Origin of the sequence: Citrobacter sp. wls710 (assembly GCF_005281115.1) — a bacterium.
In the GTDB taxonomy this organism is placed as follows: domain Bacteria; phylum Pseudomonadota; class Gammaproteobacteria; order Enterobacterales; family Enterobacteriaceae; genus Citrobacter; species Citrobacter werkmanii.
On record NZ_SZXD01000058.1, the window covers coordinates 43,674 to 64,928 of the forward strand.

A 21,255-nucleotide genomic window follows, 5' to 3' on the forward strand; every position below is an offset into this window, starting at 1 on the left:
AGGCTCGGACATTCAGGCAGACCTGGTGTGCGATTCACCGTCGGCAATATTATCGAAGCAGGAGTTATGTCATGAGTAAACTGTTAGATCGCTTTCGCTACTTTAAACAAAAGGGCGATACGTTTGCCGAGGGGCATGGGCAAGTGATGCACACCAACCGGGACTGGGAAGACAGTTATCGCCAACGCTGGCAGTTCGATAAAATTGTGCGCTCTACCCACGGCGTGAACTGTACCGGCTCATGTAGCTGGAAAATCTACGTCAAAAACGGACTGGTAACCTGGGAAACACAGCAAACTGACTACCCGCGTACCCGACCTGACCTGCCTAACCATGAACCCCGCGGCTGTCCGCGCGGCGCCAGCTACTCCTGGTATCTTTACAGCGCCAACCGCCTGAAATATCCGTTAGTGCGTAAACGCTTGATCGAATTGTGGCGCGACGCCCTGACCCGCCAGTCCGACCCGGTGCTGGCCTGGGAATCGATTATGAACGACCCGCAAAAATGCCAGAGCTACAAGCAGGTACGCGGTCGCGGTGGTTTCATCCGTTCCAACTGGAAAGAACTTAATCAGCTGATTGCTGCCGCCAACGTCTGGACGGTGAAGACCTACGGCCCGGATCGCGTGGCCGGCTTCTCCCCAATCCCTGCGATGTCGATGGTCTCCTATGCCGCAGGCACGCGTTATCTTTCCCTTCTTGGCGGCACCTGCCTGAGTTTTTATGACTGGTATTGCGACTTACCGCCTGCGTCACCGATGACCTGGGGCGAGCAGACTGATGTTCCTGAATCCGCCGACTGGTATAACTCCAGTTATATCATCGCCTGGGGATCTAACGTCCCGCAGACCCGTACGCCGGACGCGCACTTTTTTACTGAAGTGCGCTACAAAGGCACCAAGACGATTGCCATTACGCCCGACTACTCGGAAGTCGCCAAACTGTGCGATCAGTGGCTGGCACCTAAGCAAGGGACCGACAGCGCGCTGGCGATGGCGATGGGCCACGTCATCCTGAAAGAGTTCCACCTCGACAATCCCAGCGATTATTTCCTCAATTACTGTCGCCGCTATACCGACATGCCGATGCTGGTTTTACTGGATACCCGGGAAGATGGCAGCTACGTGCCTGGACGTATGATGCGCGCCTCAGACCTTGTCGATGGTCTCGGCGAAAGCAACAATCCCGAGTGGAAAACCGTGGCCTTTAACAGTGAAGGTGAGCTGGTCGTGCCGAACGGCTCCATCGGCTTTCGCTGGGGTGAAACAGGCAAATGGAACCTCGAGTCGTTGGCCGCTGGGGCAGAAACAGAACTTTCCCTCTCGTTGCTGGGTCAGCATGATGAAGTGGCTGGGGTAGCATTCCCCTACTTTGGCGGCAACGAAAACCCTCATTTTCGCAGCGTCAAACAAGAACCTGTGCTGGTACGGCAACTTCCGGTAAAACGTCTCACCCTCGCCGATGGCAGCCGTTGCCCGGTGGTGAGCGTTTATGATCTGGTGCTGGCGAATTATGGCCTCGATCGTGGTCTGGATGACGTTCATAGCGCACAAGATTACAGCGAAGTGAAAGCCTACACTCCGGCCTGGGGCGAGCAAATTACCGGCGTGCCACGCCGACATATCGAACAAATCGCCCGCGAGTTTGCCGATACGGCGCATAAAACGCATGGCCGTTCGATGATCATTCTCGGGGCTGGCGTCAACCACTGGTATCACATGGATATGAACTACCGTGGGATGATTAACATTCTGGTGTTCTGTGGTTGCGTGGGACAAAGCGGCGGAGGCTGGGCGCACTATGTGGGCCAAGAGAAACTGCGTCCGCAAACCGGTTGGTTACCGCTGGCCTTTGCGTTGGACTGGAACCGTCCGCCGCGTCAGATGAACAGCACTTCATTTTTCTACAACCACTCCAGCCAGTGGCGTTATGAAAAACTCACCGCTCAGGAACTCCTCTCTCCGCTGGCCGACACGTCGAAATTTAGCGGACATTTAATCGACTTTAACGTACGCGCCGAAAGAATGGGCTGGCTGCCGTCCGCCCCGCAGCTTAACCTCAACCCATTGACCGTGAAAGCGAAGGCTGAGCTGGCTGGCTTGTCTCCTGTGGAATACACCGCACAAGCGCTGAAATCGGGTGATATCCGTTTTGCCTGCGAGCAGCCGGACAGCGGCCACAACCATCCGCGAAACCTTTTTGTCTGGCGCTCTAACCTGCTCGGTTCCTCCGGTAAAGGGCATGAATACATGCTCAAGTATTTACTGGGTACCGAAAGCGGGATCCAGGGAGAAGCGCTCGGTTCAAGCGAGGGTATTAAACCTGAAGAGGTGGAATGGCAGTCCGCGGCGATTGAAGGCAAGCTTGATCTGCTGGTCACGCTCGATTTCCGTATGTCGAGCACCTGTCTGTTCTCCGATATCGTTCTGCCGACCGCGACCTGGTATGAAAAAGACGATATGAACACCTCGGATATGCATCCGTTTATTCACCCGCTGTCAGCGGCGGTCGATCCGGCGTGGGAATCGAAGAGCGACTGGGAAATTTATAAAGGCATCGCCAAAGTGTTCTCAGAGGTCTGTGTCGGGCACCTTGGGCAAGAAACAGATGTCGTCCTGCAACCGCTGCAACACGACTCACCGGCAGAACTGGCGCAGCCGTTTGACATCCTCGACTGGCGCAAAGGCGAATGCGATCTTGTTCCAGGAAAAACTGCGCCTAATATTGCTGTCGTTGAGCGTGACTACCCTGCCACCTACGAACGTTTTACCTCGCTCGGCCCGCTAATGGACAAACTCGGAAACGGTGGCAAAGGTATCTCCTGGAATACCCAGACCGAGGTCGATTTCCTCGGCAAGCTGAACTACACCAAGCGCGAAGGTCCGGCGAAAGGTCGCCCGCTGATCGACACCGCACTGGATGCGTCGGAGGTGATCCTCGCCCTGGCGCCGGAAACCAACGGTCAGGTGGCGGTCAAAGCCTGGGAAGCGCTGGGGGCGATGACCGGACGCGACCATACGCATCTGGCGTTGAACAAAGAAGATGAGAAGATCCGTTTTCGCGATATTCAGGCGCAGCCGCGCAAAATTATCTCCAGCCCTACCTGGTCCGGCCTTGAAAGCGAACATGTCTCCTATAACGCAGGCTATACCAACGTCCACGAGCTGATCCCATGGCGCACCCTGTCCGGTCGCCAGCAGTTGTATCAGGATCACGCGTGGATGCGTGCATTTGGTGAAAGCCTGGTGGCGTATCGTCCGCCAATTGATACCCGCAGCGTCAGCGAAATGCGTGAAGTTCCACCAAACGGTTTCCCGGAAAAAGCGCTCAACTTCCTGACGCCGCATCAGAAATGGGGCATCCACTCTACCTACAGCGAAAACCTGCTGATGCTGACGCTGTCGCGCGGCGGACCGATTGTCTGGATCAGCGAGACCGATGCCAAAGAGTTGGGTATTGAAGATAACGACTGGATTGAAGCCTTTAACGCCAATGGCGCGCTCACCGCGCGTGCAGTGGTGAGTCAGCGCGTGCCACCGGGAATGACCATGATGTATCACGCTCAGGAACGAATCATGAACATTCCCGGCTCGGAAGTCACCGGGATGCGTGGCGGGATCCATAACTCGGTCACCCGCGTCTGCCCAAAACCGACGCATATGATCGGCGGCTATGCGCAGTTGGCGTACAGCTTTAACTATTACGGCACGGTCGGCTCTAACCGCGATGAGTTCATCATGATTAGAAAAATGAAAAATATTAACTGGCTGGATGATGAAGGTCGCGACCAGGTACAGGAGGCGAAAAAATGAAAATACGCTCACAGGTAGGAATGGTTCTTAATCTGGACAAGTGTATCGGCTGCCACACCTGCTCCGTCACCTGTAAAAACGTCTGGACCGGGCGCGAAGGGATGGAATATGCATGGTTTAACAACGTCGAGACCAAACCAGGGATTGGTTATCCGAAAAATTGGGAAGATCAGGAGGAGTGGCAAGGCGGCTGGGTTCGCGATGTTAACGGCAAGATAAGACCGCGTCTGGGCGGCAAGATGGGGGTGATTACCAAAATTTTCGCCAACCCGGTGATCCCGCAAATCGATGATTACTATGAACCGTTTACCTATGATTACCAACATCTGCATAGCGCACCGGAAAGCAAAAACCAGCCCACTGCGCGTCCACGTTCGTTGATTGACGGCAAACGGATGGACAAGATTATCTGGGGCCCCAACTGGGAAGAACTGCTCGGCGGCGAATTCTCAAAACGCGCCCGTGACCGTAACTTCGAGAAAATGCAGAAGGAGATGTACGGTCAGTTCGAAAACACCTTCATGATGTATTTGCCGCGACTTTGTGAACACTGCCTGAACCCAAGCTGTGTCGCTACCTGCCCGAGCGGTGCCATCTATAAGCGTGAAGAAGACGGCATTGTGCTGATCGACCAGGACAAATGCCGCGGCTGGCGCTTGTGCATCAGCGGCTGTCCGTACAAGAAAATCTATTTTAACTGGAAGAGCGGTAAGTCAGAGAAGTGCATTTTCTGCTACCCGCGTATTGAATCCGGCCAGCCGACGGTATGTTCGGAAACCTGCGTCGGGCGCATCCGCTATCTCGGCGTATTGCTGTACGACGCCGACCGCATTGAGGAAGCGGCCAGCACCGAGCATGAGACCGATCTGTATGAACGTCAGTGCGATGTGTTCCTCAATCCGCACGATCCGGCAGTTATCGAAGAGGCGTTAAAACAAGGCATTCCGCAGAATGTTATCGACGCCGCCCAACGTTCGCCAGTCTACAAAATGGCAATGGACTGGAAGCTGGCGCTGCCGTTACACCCTGAGTATCGCACCCTGCCAATGGTCTGGTATGTGCCGCCGTTGTCACCGATTCAGTCGGTGGCTGATGCCGGTGGCCTACCGCACAATGGCAACATTTTGCCGGCGGTGGAATCACTACGTATCCCGGTACAGTACCTCGCCAACATGCTCAGTGCTGGCGATACCGGTCCGGTATTGCGCGCGTTGAAACGTATGATGGCGATGCGACACTATATGCGCTCACAAACCGTCGAAGGCGTGACGGATACCCGCGCCATTGAGGAAGTCGGTCTTACGGTTGAACAAGTCGAGGAGATGTATCGCTATCTGGCTATCGCCAACTATGAAGACCGCTTCGTGATCCCGACCAGCCACCGTGAAATGGCGCGCGACGCTTTCCCGGAGAAAAACGGTTGTGGTTTCACCTTTGGCGACGGCTGTCACGGTTCGGATACCAAATTCAACCTGTTTAACAGCAGCCGTATTGATGCCATCGACATCACCGAAGTGCGCGATAAAGCGGAGGGTGAATAATGCAAATTCTGAAGATTATCGGACTGCTGCTGGAATATCCGGACGAGTTGCTGTGGGAGTGTAAAGACGACGCGCTGGCGCTGGTGTCCAGCGATGCCCCAATGCTTACCGAATTTAGCCGGGGACTACTCAATGCCCCATTACTGGATAAGCAAGCCGAATGGTGTGAGGTGTTTGATCGGGGGCGCGCCACCTCACTGTTGCTTTTCGAACATGTCCATGCCGAGTCACGTGACCGCGGCCAGGCGATGGTTGATCTGCTGGCGCAGTATGAAAAGGTCGGGCTCCAGCTTAACTGCCGCGAGCTGCCGGATCATCTACCGTTGTATCTGGAGTATTTAAGCGTGCTGCCGGAGGCCCAGGCCAAAGAAGGATTACAGAATGTCGCCCCCATTCTGGCGCTGCTTGGCGGTCGCTTAAAACAGCGCGATACGCCGTGGTATCAGTTGTTTGACGCCCTGCTGCTGCTTGCCGGAAGTTCCCTTTCAAGTGACAGTGTCACCAGGCAGGTTGGCACAGAAACACGTGATGATACCCGTCAGGCGCTGGATGCAGTCTGGGAAGAGGAACAGGTGAAGTTTATTGAAGATAACGCCACCGCTTGTGACAGTTCACCGTTACAAAACTATCAACGACGCTTTAGCCAGGACGTGGCGCCGCAGTATGTCGACGTCAGCGCGGGAGGTCCGAAATGATACAGTATCTGAACGTCTTCTTTTACGATATCTACCCGTATCTGTGCGGCACGGTGTTTATCCTCGGTAGTTGGTTGCGATACGACTACGGGCAATACACCTGGCGCGCCTCTTCCAGCCAAATGCTGGACAAACGCGGTATGGTATTATGGTCAAACTTGTTCCATATCGGCATTCTGGGGATTTTTTTCGGTCACCTGTTTGGCATGTTGACCCCGCACTGGATGTACGCCTGGTTCCTGCCGATTGCGGTGAAACAGCAAATGGCAATGATTCTCGGCGGTGTCTGCGGCGTGTTAACGCTGGTTGGGGGCGCGGGTTTGCTGGTGCGCCGCCTGACTAATCCACGCATTCGCGCAACATCATCCACCGCCGATATTCTGATCCTGTGCATTCTGCTGGTTCAATGCATTCTCGGCTTAACCACTATTCCGTTCTCCGCACAACACCCTGACGGTAGTGAAATGCTGAAACTGGTCGGTTGGGCGCAGTCGGTGGTGACTTTCCAGGGCGGCGCATCTGCGCATCTGGATGGCGTGGCGCCGATATTCCGTGCTCATCTGGTGTTAGGCATGACGATATTCTTACTGTTTCCGTTCACACGTCTGGTCCACGTGTGGAGTGCGCCGTTTGAGTACTTCACCCGCCGCTATCAAATTGTGCGCTCGCGCCGCTAATTGTCTCTGATGTCTTATCCGGTCCGTAGACCGGATAAGACGCAGGGCGTCGCCATCCGGCATTTTGCACGCTATGATGCTTCTCTATCTCAGGGAGAACGCTAATGAAACCACAGGTTTACCACGTCGATGCCTTTACCTCGGTCCCCTTTCGCGGCAATTCAGCGGGAGTGGTGCTGCATGCTGACGGACTGAGCGAAGCGCAGATGCAGCTGATTGCCCGCGAGCTGCGTCATTCGGAAACCGCATTCCTGCTGACCAGCAACGAGAGCGATGTACACATCCGCTATTTCACGCCGACGGTCGAAGTCCCCATCTGTGGACATGCTACCGTCGCGGCGCACTATGTGCGGGCCAATGTGCTGGGGCTGGGCAACACTACCGTCTGGCAAACCTCGATGACCGGACGTCATCGGGTGGATATCGAAGCCATCGGGGATGACTATCGTATTAGCCTTGAGCAAGGAATACCTGGATTTGAGCCTCCGCTGGAAGGCGCTGTTCGTACTGCAATTATCCACGCGCTGCATCTGAGCGAAGACGATATGCAGCCAGGGCTGCCGATCCAGGTTGCCACCACCGGCCATTCGAAAGTGATGATTCCGCTAAAGCCTGAGGTAGACCTGGACGCCCTTTCCCCAGATTTGCAGGCGCTGGCGACAATCAGCCAACAAATTGGCTGTAACGGTTTCTTCCCTTTTCAAATCCGTAAGGGCGAAAACGCCACCGATGGACGCATGTTTTCTCCCGCAATTGGTATTGTGGAAGATCCAGTCACGGGCAATGCCAACGGGCCGATGGGCGCGTGGCTGGTTCACCACCGGCTGATGGCGCATGATGGCAAAACGTTACGTGTTCAGGGGCATCAGGGCCGTGCGCTGGGTCGTGACGGTATAGTTGATGTGACGGTCGCTATTCGTGATAACCAGCCGGAAAAAGTCACCATTACTGGTTCGGCGGTGATCCTGTTCCATGCAGAGTGGGCAATAGATTTTTAATCTATTCCTGTGGGCCGGATAAGACGATTACGCCGCATCCGGCACTATTCCCGATGGCGTTATTTCCCCGCTTCCGGGTGCGTATCAAACGCCGCCATTACCGTCGCCAATTCTGCTTCAGTAAATCCATGCTTCACATCATCCACGCCCAATCCAAACCGCGCCTGCAATAAGGCGTACAGGCTGGCGACGTCGGGCAGATTAATCTGCTCTACCGCATGGCCATCCTGATAATGGGTAAAATGAAAATTGGTTAACGTAAATTTACCGCCGTCTGGCAGATGACGGCACATTAGCAGATGATGACGAAAATGCGACTGCGGCCAATGCGCCGACCAGAAGTTGCCCATCAGATAATCGCTCTGATGCTGCATAACCAGGTCAAAACGGTACATTGATTGCCAGTGTTCGTGATGACGGAACTGCAAAATCCAGTCTTCACCGTCCTGAATCAGACGATACTCCCCGTGTGGTGTGTGCTGTGCAACATCTGCCTGCAGACGAATCGGTGCGGTCAGCGTTTGCCCACCAAATCCGACGTCAGCGATCCACTGTTCTCCCTGTAGCTCAACCAGCAGCAGACGATGCGTGCGTGGCGGTAGGCTTGACGGATTTGCCAGCACCACACGTCCAAGTAAACTGCGGACGGTAAAACCGATTTCGCGGAGCGCCCGCTCAAATAACCCATTTTGCTCAAAACAATAACCGCCGCGACGCGCCGTCACTAGCTTCTCTTCCAGCGATGCGTCGTCGAGTTGCATTTCGCGTGGCAGCAGCACATCGAGATTTTCAAAAGGAATGGCGCTGTTGTGCAGTAAATGCAGCGCTCGCAGGGTTTCAATGTTGGCGTTGGCCGAACCTGACCAGCCAATACGGGCAAAATAAGCGTTTAAAAAAGGCGTCATACCAGCTTCCTGTTTGTGTAATGTTGTACTTATAACGCATTTTTAATTTTACGCCCTCGATTTTGTGCGTTGTTCTTCCTCACGAGGCGACAAAATCGCTAATACCGTTAATATCTAAGTTAATTGTGGTGTGTTATCTCTCAGCCAAGGAGCATCCATGAGCCATTTTCGTCCTCTCGAATTAAAACATGCCAGCCGACTGCTAAATCACGGCCCGACCATTTTAATCACCAGTCGAGACGATCATACAGAGCGGCGGAACGTGATGGCTGCAGCGTGGTCGATGCCCGTTGAGTTTGAACCACCGCGTATCGCGATTGTTGTCGACAAGACAGCCTGGTCACGTGAGCTAATTGAACGCAGCGGCATGTTTGGCATCGTTATTCCGGGAGTTGCCGCCGCCAACTGGACCTGGGCCGTTGGCAGCGTTTCCGGCCGTGTGGAAGATAAATTCAACTGCTACGGCATTCCTGTGGTGCAAGGACCGGTGCTGGGTTTACCGCTCATAGAAGCAAAATGCCTGGCCTGGATGGAATGCCGTCTACTGCCTGCAACGGCGGCGCAGGAAAAGTATGACACCCTGTTTGGGGAAGTGGTCTCGGCGGCCGCTGATGAGAGAGCCTTCGTGGAAGGACGATGGCAGTTTGATGATGACCAGCTCACTACCCTGCATCACCTTGGGGCCGGAACGTTTGTCTCCAGCGGAAGACGCATTACCGCAGGTGAATAATTGTCTGCTAACGGATGGCAACTCATGCTTTCCATCCCTCGCCGTGTTCTTAAAACCTCCGAAAAACCAGTCGGATGAATCGCTGTACTTCCTTGCTGAATCATTTGCGTGAATTATAGTTAATCTTGCTCTAACTCAAATATCTCTTCCAAACCCAATCAGTCAAAGCAGCATCCCCCAACTGTACTTATAAAGTGTCAGAGAGGTTTTACGATGCAACTGAATAGAATCGCACAAAGTTTTATCCTTGCCGGGTTACTCACCTCTGCCTCTGCTCCCCTGATTGCCGCTGAAGCGCCAAAAGACGCAACCGCTTCCACGCAACAAGCGAACAATGCGCTCTACAACCAACTGCCCTTCTCCGATAACACCGACTTTACCGATGCTCATAAAGGCTTCATCGCCCCTATTCCTCAGGATGTGATCAAAGGTGAGCAAGGAAATGTCATCTGGAATCCGCAACAATATGCGTTCATTAAAGAAGGTGATAAATCCCCGGATACGGTAAACCCGAGCCTGTGGCGTCAGTCCCAGTTGATCAACATCAGCGGACTGTTTGAAGTGACGGAAGGCGTTTATCAGATCCGTAACCTCGATCTGTCCAACATGACGATCATTGAAGGTAAAGAAGGCGTCACCGTTGTTGACCCGCTGGTATCAGCAGAAACGGCCAAAGTCGGGATGGATCTTTACTTTAAAAATCGCGGTCAAAAACCCGTTGTCGCGGTGATTTATACACACAGCCACGTTGACCATTACGGCGGCGTGCGCGGCGTTGTTGACGAAGCCGATGTTAAAGCGGGCAAAGTGAAGATTTATGCACCTGCTGGCTTTATGGAGGCGGCGGTGGCTGAGAATATCATGGCCGGCAACGTTATGAGCCGTCGCGCGAGCTATATGTACGGCAATCTACTAAAACCTGATGCCAAAGGTCAGGTTGGTGCCGGACTGGGAACCACAACCTCCGCGGGAACCGTCACCCTGATTGCGCCAACCAATATAATTGAAAAAGACGGGCAAAAAGAGGTCATTGATGGCCTGACCTATGACTTCATGTTGGCCCCAGGCTCCGAAGCGCCTTCGGAAATGCTGTGGTACATCGAAGAGAAAAAACTGATTGAGTCTGCTGAAGACGTCACTCACACCCTGCACAACACCTACTCCCTGCGCGGGGCCAAAATTCGTGAGCCGTTGCCGTGGTCCAAATACATCAACGAAGCGATTGTACGCTGGGGAGATAAAGCAGAAATCCTGATGGCGCAGCACCACTGGCCAACCTGGGGTAATGACAAAGTCGTGAACCTGCTGAAAAGTCAGCGGGATCTGTATCGTTACATTAACGACCAGACGCTGCGTATGGCTAACGAAGGTCTGACCCGCGATGAAATCGCCGCGAACTTTAAACTGCCGGGCTCGCTGGCGCATACCTGGGCTAACCGCGGCTACTATGGTTCCGTCAGTCATGATGTGAAAGCGACCTATGTGCTCTATCTCGGCTGGTTTGATGGCAACCCGGCAACGCTGGATGAACTGCCACCGGAAGAAGCCGCGAAGAAATTCGTCGACTATATGGGTGGAGCGGATGCCATTCTGCAGAAAGCAAAAGCCGACTATGACCAGGGTAACTATCGCTGGGTGGCTCAGGTGGTGAGCAAAGTGGTGTTTGCCGATCCCAATAACCAGGCCGCGCGCAATCTGGAAGCTGATGCGCTGGAACAGCTAGGATACCAGGCTGAATCCGGCCCGTGGCGCAACTTCTACCTGACCGGTGCGCAAGAGCTGCGTAATGGTGTGGTTAAAGGCCCAACCCCGAACACCGCCAGCCCGGATACCGTACGCGCCATGACGCCGGAAATGTTCTTCGACTATCTGGCGGTACATATTAACGGGCAGAAAGCGGGTGATGCCAAATCGGTGTTTAACATCGACCTTGGCAGCGACGGCGGTAAATACAAGCTTGAGCTGGAAAATGGCGTGCTAAACCATACCGCCAATGCCGAGGCAAAAGAGGCTGACGCCACGATCACGCTGAATCGCGACACGCTGAATAAAATCATCCTCAAGGAAGTGACGCTGAAACAGGCTCAAGACAGCGGTGACGTGAAGATAACCGGCGACGGCGCTAAACTTGACGCTATGCTCGGCTATATGGATAAGTTCGAATTCTGGTTTAACATCGTTACACCGTAAACCTGTTGAAAACGGGCGGAAAATTCGCCCGTTTTATCTTACATGCTGTAGTCAGGTTTTTTTATTAACGTTGCCATCTGCGGCTTAATCTCCGCATCCCACACGCCCTGCCACGCCTCTGGCTCAACTTCAGTCAGCGCCACGCTTATCGAGCTGTCTTTGCTTTGCAAATGACGAATAATGACTTCGGTAATATCCGCCGCCAGTGCGGATTTTTGCTTGTCGCTCAGATCGCGGGGAAAACATTTAATATCAACGTGCGGCATAGCAGGTTCCTTATTGTTTTGGTCAGAAAGCGTGTTTTCTCAAATAATCTTATTGTTTTTCAGCACAGTACGTAGCCTCGGATGCTGACAAACCGCATCGGCGATGGCGCTAATATTCGGCGTATTGTCCTGGAACCAGTCATGTCCCGGCCCCCAGCTGCGCATCACGCAAATATAAACGTCCAGCAAGGTTAACTGCTCTCCGAGCGCGTACGGCTCGGCGCTTAGCTGGTTATTCAACCACATATAGAGAGATTTTCGGTTCTCAATACAATTTTTTTTCAACTGCGCCGGAGCATCCGGCACCCAGCGTTCAGGATAATCGGCATAGGTAAACGTGGGATAGACATTTGCCACCAGCCATATCAACAGACGCTGGAACTGCTGACGCTCGCTGCGCCCAACGGAGGGCGAAAGTTCTGGACAACGATCGAGGATCATCAGGGCGATCGCCGCCGTTTCCGTCATGACTTCGCCATTTTCCAGCACCAGTGTGGGCACCTGGCATAGCGGATTCATTGTCTTAAGCAGTTCCCGCGAAGGACCATCGCTATCAAAGCCGTCGACATTAATAAAACTGTAAGGGATCTCCGCCAGTGTGAGCATCACTTCACTGATGGCCGATCCCCAGCCCGGCACCCCATAGACCTTAATCATGCTGCAACCCTCAACGTTAAAACCCTAAGTGTAGAGCAGCATTCAACAACCTATGCAGACATGATTATTACTCTCATAATAACAATGATCGGATACCGGGAGATAATAAGCGATGCGTTCGAGTATGTTTGAATACATGTCCATTTTTATACAAGTTGTTGAGCAAGGGGGATTTGCCAGAGCTGCAGACGTGTTACACCTGCATCGCCCCGCAGTGACCAAAGCCATCCAGCACCTTGAAGACGAGCTTGGGGCCAAGTTGCTTAACCGCACAACCCGTAAAGTGTCGCTGACCGATGAAGGTGACGCTTTTTATCAACGCACAAAAATACTGCTCAGTGACGTTGATGACATCATGGCCTCTTTCTCGCCAACTCGCCCGCCACGCGGAAAACTCAGGGTTAATGCCCCTCTGTCGCTGGCGCACTCCGTGTTAGTTCCTGCGCTGAAAGATTTCCAGTCGCGGTATCCTGATATCGAGATGGTGCTCACCTCCACCGACCGTAGAATCGATATGCTTGCCGAAGGTATCGACTGCATGATCCGTATCGGCGAGTTACAAGACTCTTCCCTGATATCCAGGCGACTCGGTGAAGTAAAGATGGTGACCTGTGCGTCACCGGATTATTTGCAACAACATGGCGTACCGCAGACGCCAGAGGATTTATCCCGACACCAGGCACTTAACTTTTTCAGCGAGCGTCACCGCGAAGCGCTGGAGTGGACCTTCATCAGCGGAGGTGAAATTTTATCATTCACGCCCACCGGACGGATAAGCGTTGATAACTCCGATATATTGCTGACCGGCTGTTTATCGGGACTCGGCATCATCCGCGGTGTGCATGCCGTGCTGGCCCCCTACCTCCAGTCGGGTCAGCTCGTTGAGGTACTGGCCGATTACGCCGGGGAATCAAAACCGGTTTCAGTGCTTTACCCGGACAGACGTCATCTCGCCCCTCGGGTGCGGGTATTCATTGACTGGTTATGCGAACTTTTTAGCCAACAAAAACTGCGGCTTCATGGATTATTACAAAATCAGTAATAGTGAAGTTCCGCAACTGCGGTTTTTCACTCTCATCTGAATCGTTAAATTGTGCGGACCCAATACAGAACAATTTACTGAGGTCTGCTATGTCTAAGGTCGTAGTTTTTAATCAAATTGGTGGTGCTGACGTCTTGAAGATTCAGGACATGCAGGTTCCCGCGCCTGGTGCGAATGAGGTTCAGATCCGCGTACGGGCTATTGGTATCAACCGTGCGGAGATTATGTACCGCACAGGCCAGTATATTTACCAACCTAATTTCCCGGCACGGTTGGGTTATGAAGCTGCCGGAGTCGTTGAATCCGTAGGAGACAACGTACGTGAGTTTGCACCTGGCGATGATGTTAGCGTCATCCCGGCTTTCAGCTTTCATCAATATGGTATGTATGGAGAAGTCGTTAATGCCCCGGCACACGCGGTCGTAAAACATCCGCAAAACCTCAGCTTTGCCGAAGCCGCCGCCAGTTGGATGATGTATGTGACCGCATTCGGTGCACTGGTTGAATATGCGGATATTAAACCTGGAGATAATGTGCTGATCAATGCTGCTTCCAGTAGCGTCGGACTGGCGGCAATTCAGATTGCTAATATGCTCGGCGCAAAGCCTATTGCGATGACGCGGACCAGTGAGAAACGAGCTCAGCTACTGCAACTGGGTGCGGCAGAGGTTATTGCAAGCCAGGAGCAGGATCTGGTGGCTGAGATTCAACGGATTACTGATAGCAAAGGAACCCGAGTGGTCTTCGACCCGGTCGGAGGCCCGGGAGTGGCAAAAATTGCCCAGGTGATGCCAGCCGGTGGGATCTTTTTCCAATATGGCTCGCTTGATGCACGCGACCTTTCTATACCGGTCATTGAGATCCTCGGTCGCCATTTGACTTTCCGTGGTTATGAAATTTTTGAGATCACCTCGGACGCAGAAAAACTTTCGCGAGCGAAGCGGTTTATCTTTGAAGGGTTGCAGTCCGGGCAGCTCAAACCGCTGATTGATAAAACCTTTGCCTTTGATGATATCGTCAAGGCACATCAATACATGGAAGCCAACGGTCAGGTAGGCAAAATCGTCGTCACTGTATAACCCCTGTGCGGCACAGCCTTGTGCCGCAATGTGTATCAAAGCACTTTCGACAAAAACTGATGAGTGCGCGTGTGGCGTGGATGATTCAGCACCTGTTCGCTGCTGCCCTGCTCGACAATTTTGCCATCGACCATAAACACCACCTGGTCCGCCACTTCCCGGGCGAAGCCAATCTCGTGCGTTACCACAACCAGCGTGGTTCCCGACTGCGCTAGCGTTTTAATCACATCCAGCACTTCGCCCACCAGTTCGGGGTCAAGCGCTGACGTGGGTTCATCAAACAGCATGACGCGCGGATTTAATGCCAGTGCACGGGCAATGGCGATACGTTGTTGTTGTCCGCCGGATAAGTGACGCGACCAGGCATCGGCTTTATTACGCAGCCCTACCGCATCAAGCAGGGTTAATGCCCGCTCGGTGGCGGCTTTACGCGATGCCAGTCCGTGTGCAATGGGCGCTTCAATCAAATTCTCCAGCACCGTTAGGTGTGGGAACAGATTAAAGTTCTGAAACACATAGCCGACGTTGACGCGCTGGCGCAAAATTTCCGCCTCTTTCAGCTCATACAGCTTATCTCCCTGCCGACGATAACCAATGTAATCGCCATCAATTTGAATAAACCCTTCATCCACACGCTCCAGATGGTTGATTGTCCGCAAAAGCGTGGATTTCCCGGAACCGGATGGGCCAAGAATAACGGTTACCGTACCGGGCGGGATCTCCAGCGATACGTTATCCAACGCTTTATGGCGGCCGAAGTATTTGCTGACGCCGGTAATAGAAATATGGCCTTCAGGCGAGTGGGACATGGGCGGCCTCCTGCTGTGGACGTTGACGACTGCGTTTTGCTGCACGACTCACCCGGGCGGTATTGATCGCTGAACGTCGTTCGCTACGTGCCAGCGCGCGTTCGACCAGGTGCTGAATTAGCGACAGGACGCTGGTAATTACCAGATACCACACCGCGCCGACCATCAGCAGCGGGATCACCTCCTGCGTGCGGTTGTAGATCATCTGGATGGTGTAGAACAACTCAGGCATGGCAAGCACGTATACCATCGCCGTCCCTTTCGCCAGACTGATGATTTCATTGAACCCGGCAGGCAATATAGTGCGCAGCGCCTGCGGCAGGATAATTCGCAGCGTACGTCGCCATGCCGGTAAGCCCAGCGCCGCCGCAGCCTCGTACTGACCGTGATCAACCCCCAAAAATCCACCACGAATAATTTCAGCGGTATAGGCGCTTTGCACCAGCGTCAGGCCGACTACCGCAGTGGAAAACTGGCCGAGTACATTGATGGTCTCAAAACTGCCCCACTGAAGCGGAGTAAACGGAATACCAATCGTCAACGTGTCATACAGATAGGAGAAGTTGTACAGAACGATTAGCACCACAATCAACGGTAATGAACGAAACAGCCAGATGTATCCCCATGCCAGACCGTTCAGCAACCAGGAAGATGAAAGTCGCGCCAGCGCCAGCAGACCGCCGATGATAATACTCAACAGCGTACCGATAAGCGTCAGCAACAATGTTTGTCCGAGACCGGACAAGATAACCGGATCAAAGAACCAGCGGGCAAATACGGCCCATTCCCAGCGCGGGTTAAATGCCACGGACTGGATAATCACCGCCAGGACAAACAAGGCAACAACCGCTCCCACGGTGCGCATAGGATAGCGCGCCGGTACGACTTTAATGCTATCAGTCGTTTTCATTTTATCTCCTCAGGCTATTCTGGCCTGACCGGCGATGGTCAACAGTTTGGTAAAGCGCAGTCGTCCATCAAACGGCGGCTGGCTGTACTCTTCCGGATCCCGCGCCGTATCAAATTGCGGATCGTAGCCCTGACTTAAATACAGCCGGACGGCCTCCGGCTGGCGAAATCCTGTGGTCAGATATATGCGGCTGTAGCCCGCGAGCAGCGCCCGACGCTCCAGTTCCTGCACCACGCGCGCCGCCAGTCCCTGCTGACGTAGCGTGCTTTTCGTCCAGATACGCTTAATCTCGGCGGTGTCTTTGTCGTAAGGTTTGTAGGCTCCGGTGGCGATAATCTCACCGCCACGCTCCAGGACCACAAACAGTCCCTGCGGCGCCAGATACCATTCGGTCAGTTCCACCTCTGCGTCGCGAGAAAAATAATCGCCATAGCGGGCGGCATATTCACCAAACAGACCGTTCAAAATGGGTTGCAGCTCGCTGGCTTCAGGTGAGACCACGCGAAATTGATCGCTCACGATGACCTCCTTAGTCGCCTAACCCGGCTGGGTTGATTTCAGATTGCGGAATGCGTTCCACCCCTTCCCCCCAACGGTTCAGTACCTTGTCGTAGTCGCCGTTGCCAATCACGCCGTTGAGGGCGGTTTGCACAGGCAGCACCAAACCGCTGTCTTTTTTCAGCGTCACGGCGATATGTGCCGCTTTTGGCCAACCGCCATCAACGCTACCCACCAACTGCGTTTTACCGTTGAGCGCGGCTTTCCACGCGCCGATAACGTTAGGACCGAAGTAGGCATCAGCGCGACCTGACTGCAGGGCCAGAGTCTGGGCGGCATCGTCTTTGGTATACACTGGCGTAAACGGCTGTAACCCTTTCTTCACGTTTTCATCGTTCCAGGCCAGCAGGATGGCTTCCTGGTTCGTCCCCGAACCGACGATAATGCGCAGACCGGCGATATCTTCCGCCTGCTCGATTTTCTTCAGCTTGCTGCCGGTTTTGACATAAAAGCCCAGGGAGTCCTTACGATAGGTCGCGAAATCGAATTTCTCTTTGCGCGCTTTTGTGACGGTAATATTGCTGATCGCGGCATCGTATTTGCCGGAGGTGACCCCCAGCGGCCAGTCTTCCCATGATGTAGGCACAACGTTGAGTTCCAGACCCAAACTGTCTGCCACCAGACGGGCAATGTCCGCCTCGCTGCCGATCAGTGTTTTATTGTCATCGGCAAAGACGGTCAGCGGCGGCTGGCTGAGCCCGGCAATCGCCACAGTAAATTTGCCCGGTACGGCCAGGTGCAGGTTCGCGGGTAATTGCGCAATCGCCTGCGGATTTTTTGCCGTATTAATCGGCGTTTTATTGGCTTCCAGGCTTACGCCCGTGCCGTTAATGGTCACGTCATTTGCCCAGACGGTCGCGCTGAAAGCCAGCGACAGCGCGAGGAATACTGATTTTTTCTGCATAGCGTTTTTCTCTTATTGTGTGAATTGATTTGCAGGTGTCGCTAATCCCAGGCTTGCGCGCAGGGTCGTACCGGGATATTCATGGCGGAACAGACCACGAGCCTGAAGCACGGGGATAACCTGCTCAACAAATCGTGGGAAGGTATCCGGCGTTCCTCCCTGAATAATAAAACCGTCAGCGGCTTTCTCGTCGAACCACTGCTGAAGTCCGTCGGCCACCTGTTGAGGCGTGCCGCTAAAACGCGGACGCGGGCTGGCCGCTTCCAGGGCAACCTGACGTAGCGTTAAGCAACGCTCGCGCGCATTGCGCTTGATCTCATCGGTCGTGCTGCGAAAGCTGTTTTGTCCGAGGGATCCCAGATCCGGGAACGGTGCGTCCAGCGGATATTGGGCAAAATCATGATGTTCGAAGTAGCGGCCAAGGTAGTTCAGTGCGTCAGTGATGGAAACCAGCGCAGCGGTCGTCTGATACTGCTGCTCCACGTCCTCTGCGCTGTCGCCAACAATAACGCTGACGCCCTGGAATATATGCAGTTGATCAGGACCGCGCCCGGTGGTTGCTAATTGGCTTTTTACATCCTGATAGAACGCTTTAGCCTCTGCCAGCGACTCCTGATGAGTGAAAATGGCATCGGCATGCTGCGCCGCTAATTTCTTGCCATCGGATGAAGCACCTGCCTGAAATATAATTGGACGGCCTTGTGGCGTACGCCCGATATTTAACGGCCCGGCGACCTGAAAATAATCCCCATGATGGTTAAGCGTGTGCAGTTTTTGCGGATTAAAAAACTCCCCGCTTGCCTTATTACGGGTAAAAGCATCATCTTCCCAGGAATCCCACAGTCCTTTCACCACCTGTAAATATTCATCGGCAATACGATAACGCTGGGCATGCTCTGGATGCTGGGCGCGGGAATAGTTTTTTGCCGACCCTTCCAGAGGCGACGTCACCACGTTCCATCCGGCACGGCCCTGGCTGAGATGGTCGAGGCTGGCAAACTGCCGGGCGGTGGTAAAGGGCTCGCTGTATGACGTGGAGACAGTGCCAACCAGTCCCAGATTGCGAGTGATGCTGGCCAACGCAGATAATACCGTCAGCGGCTCAAAGCGATTTAAAAAATGCGGGATTGATTTTTCATTAATATACAGACCATCGGCGACAAAAATAAAATCCAACTTCCCTTTTTCCGCAATAAGCGCTGTTTCTTTAACAAAGTCAAAATTAATACTGGCATCGGCCTGCGCTGCCGGATGACGCCATGCAGACATATTACCCGATGCGCCATGCAGAATAGTGCCGAGCCGTAGTTGCCGATTTTCAGCCATAATAACCCCTATCCAACAGATAAAATTAAATGTGTGCGAATGCCGTTTTTGCTAAATGAGCAAAATAGTGCGCGGCGGGTTCTATTAAACGTTCATCCGGATTAAATCCCGGATGATGTAATCCGTATTCGCTGGCGCTGCCAATACTGACGAACGCCCCAGGCGTATTTTGCAGGTAGACGGCAAAATCCTCCCCGCCCATATGCAGGTCGGCATGGTGGGTGGCATAGCCTGATTGTTTCGCCACGGCGGTGGCGATATCGGCCCAACGATCATCGTTCACCAGCGCGGTCGGTCCCGCGTGCCAGATAACATCAATTTGTGCGCCAAAAGCGTGGGCAAATCCGGCCGCGATATCATTAACCCGGGCTTTGACCTGCTGCTGCACTTCAATGCGATGCGTTCTGAGCGTTCCTTCCAGCTCTACGGACTCTGGCAGCACGTTCCACGTGTTTCCTCCCTGAATACGGGTCACGCTGAGCACCACTGAATCCAGGGTGTTAACATCGCGACTGGCAACGCTTTGCAAAACTGTTACCAGTTGGCTGGCGAGCAGGATGGCGTCTTTGCCTTCATGCGGACGCGCCGCATGTGCGCCTTTGCCATTGATACGTAACACAAAGCGATCAACATTGGCATAGAATGCACCACCGCGCGTAGCGAACTCTCCTACCGGCAATCCCGGTTCATTGTGCATGCCAAAAATAGCCGCGACGTTTTGCAGAGCACCGGCGCGAATCAGTGTTTTTGCGCCACCAAAACTTTCTTCAGCGGGCTGAAACAAAATACGGACTCGCCCCGGTAAGTCAGCTTCCTGCTGCTTAAGCAGCAGTGCGGCGCCAAGCATGACGCTGGTGTGAATATCGTGCCCGCAGGCGTGCATCACCCCCGGTGTGAGTGAGCGAAACGGAACATCGGCGCTTTCTTCTATCGGGAGGGCATCAATGTCCGCCCGCAATGCGATGATCTCTTCTCCCTGACCAATTTCCGCGACCAGACCGGTTTTCAGGTTGAATGGCAGAATCTGGACATCAGCACCGTGCAACCAGTCGCGAATACGCGCCGTCGTCGCCACTTCCTGCAGAGAAAGTTCGGGATGTTGATGCAATTCACGACGCCAGTTGATAAGCGTTGTCGCCAGCGTCATCAGACCACCTCCACGGCGTTATGGGCTTGTGCCAACAAACGTAGCGACGTCAGACGCGCGTGCCCCTCTGCCACTGGCGTGTCGATAATGAACTCATTAATGCCAAATTGCGCGTGCAGGCCGTTCAGTTTTGCCAGCACGTCGTGGGCGGTACCGTATAATAAGGCCTGTTCACGACGTGCGATTTTGCGGGGAGAACTGCCAGCCTGCGCAGCGAATGCCAGCGCCTGCTCTTCGCTGGCAACTGTGACGCGTTGCCCATTTTCTAGTTCCACGCCCCAGATCTGCACATTTTCGGCAAGCTGCGCGGCGGTGTCGTTACTGTCAGCCACAATCACCTGGACGGCGACTATCGTCGGGCGTGTACTGTGGGTCTGCCAAAAGGACAAAACGTCACGCAATAACGCTCTGTCACCGTTGAGGTGTGCCGCGAAGATGAAATTCCAGTTGGATTGCGCTGCCAGCTGAGCGCTTTGCACACTGGCTCCCAGAACAAATCCTTCCGGCGGTTGCGGTGGGATTGGCGTCGGGAATACCGCTTCCCCGCTTTCCGTTCCGCTTAACGCCAGCCAGTCCTTAAGCTGGGAAAGCTGGTCAGCAAAACTGCCTTTTTCATCCGCATGAAGTCCCAACTGTAACGCCTGAGTCGACAGGGGTAAGCCGCCTGGCGCTTTTCCTACACCAAGATCAACACGCCCCGGTGCCAGTGATGCCAAAAGATTGAAGTTTTCCGCCACTTTGTACGGACTGTAATGCTGCAGCATCACGCCGCCGGAACCTACGCGGATTCGCTGGGTTTGTCCGAGGAGCCAGGCGATCACCAGCTCCGGCGATGGGCTGGCCAGCTGTGGTGTATTATGGTGTTCCGCGATCCAGAAACGATGGTATCCCCACTCTTCTGCCAGTTGCGCCAGACGCAAGGTCCGGGCAAGCGCCATCACGGCAGTTTCTCCTTCCCCAACGGGGCTTTTATCCAGAATACTCAGGCGATATGACATGTTACAGGCCC

General features: G+C 53.8%; 19 protein-coding genes. 9 read left to right on the forward strand and 10 right to left on the reverse strand.

Annotated features, from left to right (window positions below; genetic code table 11):
- Positions 1-71: 71 nt before the first annotated feature.
- From FDX14_RS21745 to FDX14_RS21765, 5 genes are all read left to right on the forward strand, one after another.
- Positions 72-3,812 carry a nitrate reductase subunit alpha gene (locus FDX14_RS21745; RefSeq protein ID WP_137350223.1) on the forward strand — a complete coding sequence of 1,247 codons (3,741 nt, stop codon included), beginning with the start codon at positions 72-74 and terminating at the stop codon, positions 3,810-3,812.
- Positions 3,809-5,353 (forward strand): nitrate reductase subunit beta, encoded by a 1,545-nt coding sequence (gene narH, locus FDX14_RS21750; protein ID WP_042308334.1) that lies wholly within the window; start codon positions 3,809-3,811, stop codon positions 5,351-5,353. Before FDX14_RS21745 ends, narH begins: the two co-directional genes overlap by 4 nt.
- Positions 5,353-6,048: a nitrate reductase molybdenum cofactor assembly chaperone gene (narW, locus tag FDX14_RS21755; protein WP_137350224.1), complete on the forward strand. Its 696-nt coding sequence runs from the start codon at positions 5,353-5,355 to the stop codon at positions 6,046-6,048. Before narH ends, narW begins: the two co-directional genes overlap by 1 nt.
- On the forward strand, positions 6,045-6,725 hold the full coding sequence (gene narI / locus FDX14_RS21760) for a respiratory nitrate reductase subunit gamma (RefSeq protein WP_038640663.1): 681 nt from the start codon (positions 6,045-6,047) through the stop codon (positions 6,723-6,725). Before narW ends, narI begins: the two co-directional genes overlap by 4 nt.
- 104 nt (positions 6,726-6,829) lie before the next feature.
- Positions 6,830-7,723: a PhzF family isomerase gene (locus FDX14_RS21765; RefSeq protein ID WP_137350225.1), complete on the forward strand. Its 894-nt coding sequence runs from the start codon at positions 6,830-6,832 to the stop codon at positions 7,721-7,723.
- A gap of 59 nt (positions 7,724-7,782) precedes the next feature.
- Here FDX14_RS21765 and nhoA read toward each other — a convergent pair whose 3' ends face one another.
- A complete protein-coding gene (gene nhoA, locus FDX14_RS21770; protein ID WP_061381316.1) occupies positions 7,783-8,628 on the reverse strand; it encodes an N-hydroxyarylamine O-acetyltransferase in 846 nt (281 codons plus the stop codon).
- 157 nt (positions 8,629-8,785) lie between these two features.
- Between nhoA and FDX14_RS21775 the strand changes: the two genes are divergently transcribed.
- Together FDX14_RS21775 and FDX14_RS21780 are read left to right on the forward strand one after the other, a co-directional pair.
- A complete protein-coding gene (locus FDX14_RS21775) occupies positions 8,786-9,358 on the forward strand; it encodes a flavin reductase family protein (protein ID WP_061381314.1) in 573 nt (190 codons plus the stop codon).
- 213 nt (positions 9,359-9,571) lie between these two features.
- Positions 9,572-11,548 (forward strand): alkyl/aryl-sulfatase, encoded by a 1,977-nt coding sequence (locus FDX14_RS21780; RefSeq protein ID WP_137350226.1) that lies wholly within the window; start codon positions 9,572-9,574, stop codon positions 11,546-11,548.
- Between the two features lie 38 nt (positions 11,549-11,586).
- On the opposite strand, the gene pptA is transcribed toward FDX14_RS21780, so the two are convergent.
- Entirely contained in the window at positions 11,587-11,814 is a 228-nt protein-coding gene (gene pptA / locus FDX14_RS21785) for a tautomerase PptA (protein ID WP_137350227.1), read from the reverse strand.
- Positions 11,815-11,853: 39 nt separating this feature from the next.
- The gene (locus FDX14_RS21790) at positions 11,854-12,471 is read right to left on the reverse strand and encodes a glutathione S-transferase family protein (RefSeq protein WP_137350228.1); all 618 of its coding nucleotides are present in this window, start codon (positions 12,469-12,471) and stop codon (positions 11,854-11,856) included.
- Between the two features lie 112 nt (positions 12,472-12,583).
- Between FDX14_RS21790 and FDX14_RS21795 the strand changes: the two genes are divergently transcribed.
- Together FDX14_RS21795 and FDX14_RS21800 are read left to right on the forward strand one after the other, a co-directional pair.
- Entirely contained in the window at positions 12,584-13,513 is a 930-nt protein-coding gene (locus tag FDX14_RS21795) for a LysR family transcriptional regulator (RefSeq protein ID WP_042308315.1), read from the forward strand.
- Positions 13,514-13,602: 89 nt separating this feature from the next.
- Entirely contained in the window at positions 13,603-14,592 is a 990-nt protein-coding gene (locus tag FDX14_RS21800) for a zinc-dependent alcohol dehydrogenase family protein (protein ID WP_042308314.1), read from the forward strand.
- 35 nt (positions 14,593-14,627) lie between these two features.
- On the opposite strand, the gene FDX14_RS21805 is transcribed toward FDX14_RS21800, so the two are convergent.
- The 7 genes from FDX14_RS21805 to FDX14_RS21835 are packed head-to-tail and all read right to left on the reverse strand — an operon-like array spanning position 14,628 to position 21,244.
- The gene (locus tag FDX14_RS21805; RefSeq protein WP_137350229.1) at positions 14,628-15,401 is read right to left on the reverse strand and encodes an amino acid ABC transporter ATP-binding protein; all 774 of its coding nucleotides are present in this window, start codon (positions 15,399-15,401) and stop codon (positions 14,628-14,630) included.
- Entirely contained in the window at positions 15,385-16,311 is a 927-nt protein-coding gene (locus FDX14_RS21810; protein WP_042308309.1) for an amino acid ABC transporter permease, read from the reverse strand. Before FDX14_RS21810 ends, FDX14_RS21805 begins: the two co-directional genes overlap by 17 nt.
- A 9-nt stretch (positions 16,312-16,320) precedes the next feature.
- Positions 16,321-16,830 carry a GNAT family N-acetyltransferase gene (locus FDX14_RS21815; RefSeq protein WP_042308308.1) on the reverse strand — a complete coding sequence of 170 codons (510 nt, stop codon included), beginning with the start codon at positions 16,828-16,830 and terminating at the stop codon, positions 16,321-16,323.
- A 10-nt stretch (positions 16,831-16,840) separates the two neighbouring features.
- On the reverse strand, positions 16,841-17,773 hold the full coding sequence (locus FDX14_RS25800; protein ID WP_006684496.1) for an ABC transporter substrate-binding protein: 933 nt from the start codon (positions 17,771-17,773) through the stop codon (positions 16,841-16,843).
- A 12-nt stretch (positions 17,774-17,785) separates the two neighbouring features.
- Positions 17,786-19,099 carry an LLM class flavin-dependent oxidoreductase gene (locus FDX14_RS25805; RefSeq protein WP_137350230.1) on the reverse strand — a complete coding sequence of 438 codons (1,314 nt, stop codon included), beginning with the start codon at positions 19,097-19,099 and terminating at the stop codon, positions 17,786-17,788.
- 25 nt (positions 19,100-19,124) lie between these two features.
- On the reverse strand, positions 19,125-20,246 hold the full coding sequence (locus tag FDX14_RS21830; protein ID WP_042308306.1) for an amidohydrolase: 1,122 nt from the start codon (positions 20,244-20,246) through the stop codon (positions 19,125-19,127).
- Complete coding sequence (locus tag FDX14_RS21835; protein ID WP_137350231.1) at positions 20,246-21,244, reverse strand: MsnO8 family LLM class oxidoreductase; 999 nt, start codon at positions 21,242-21,244, stop codon at positions 20,246-20,248. The genes FDX14_RS21830 and FDX14_RS21835 overlap by 1 nt, the downstream gene beginning before the upstream one ends.
- Positions 21,245-21,255 lie beyond the last annotated feature (11 nt).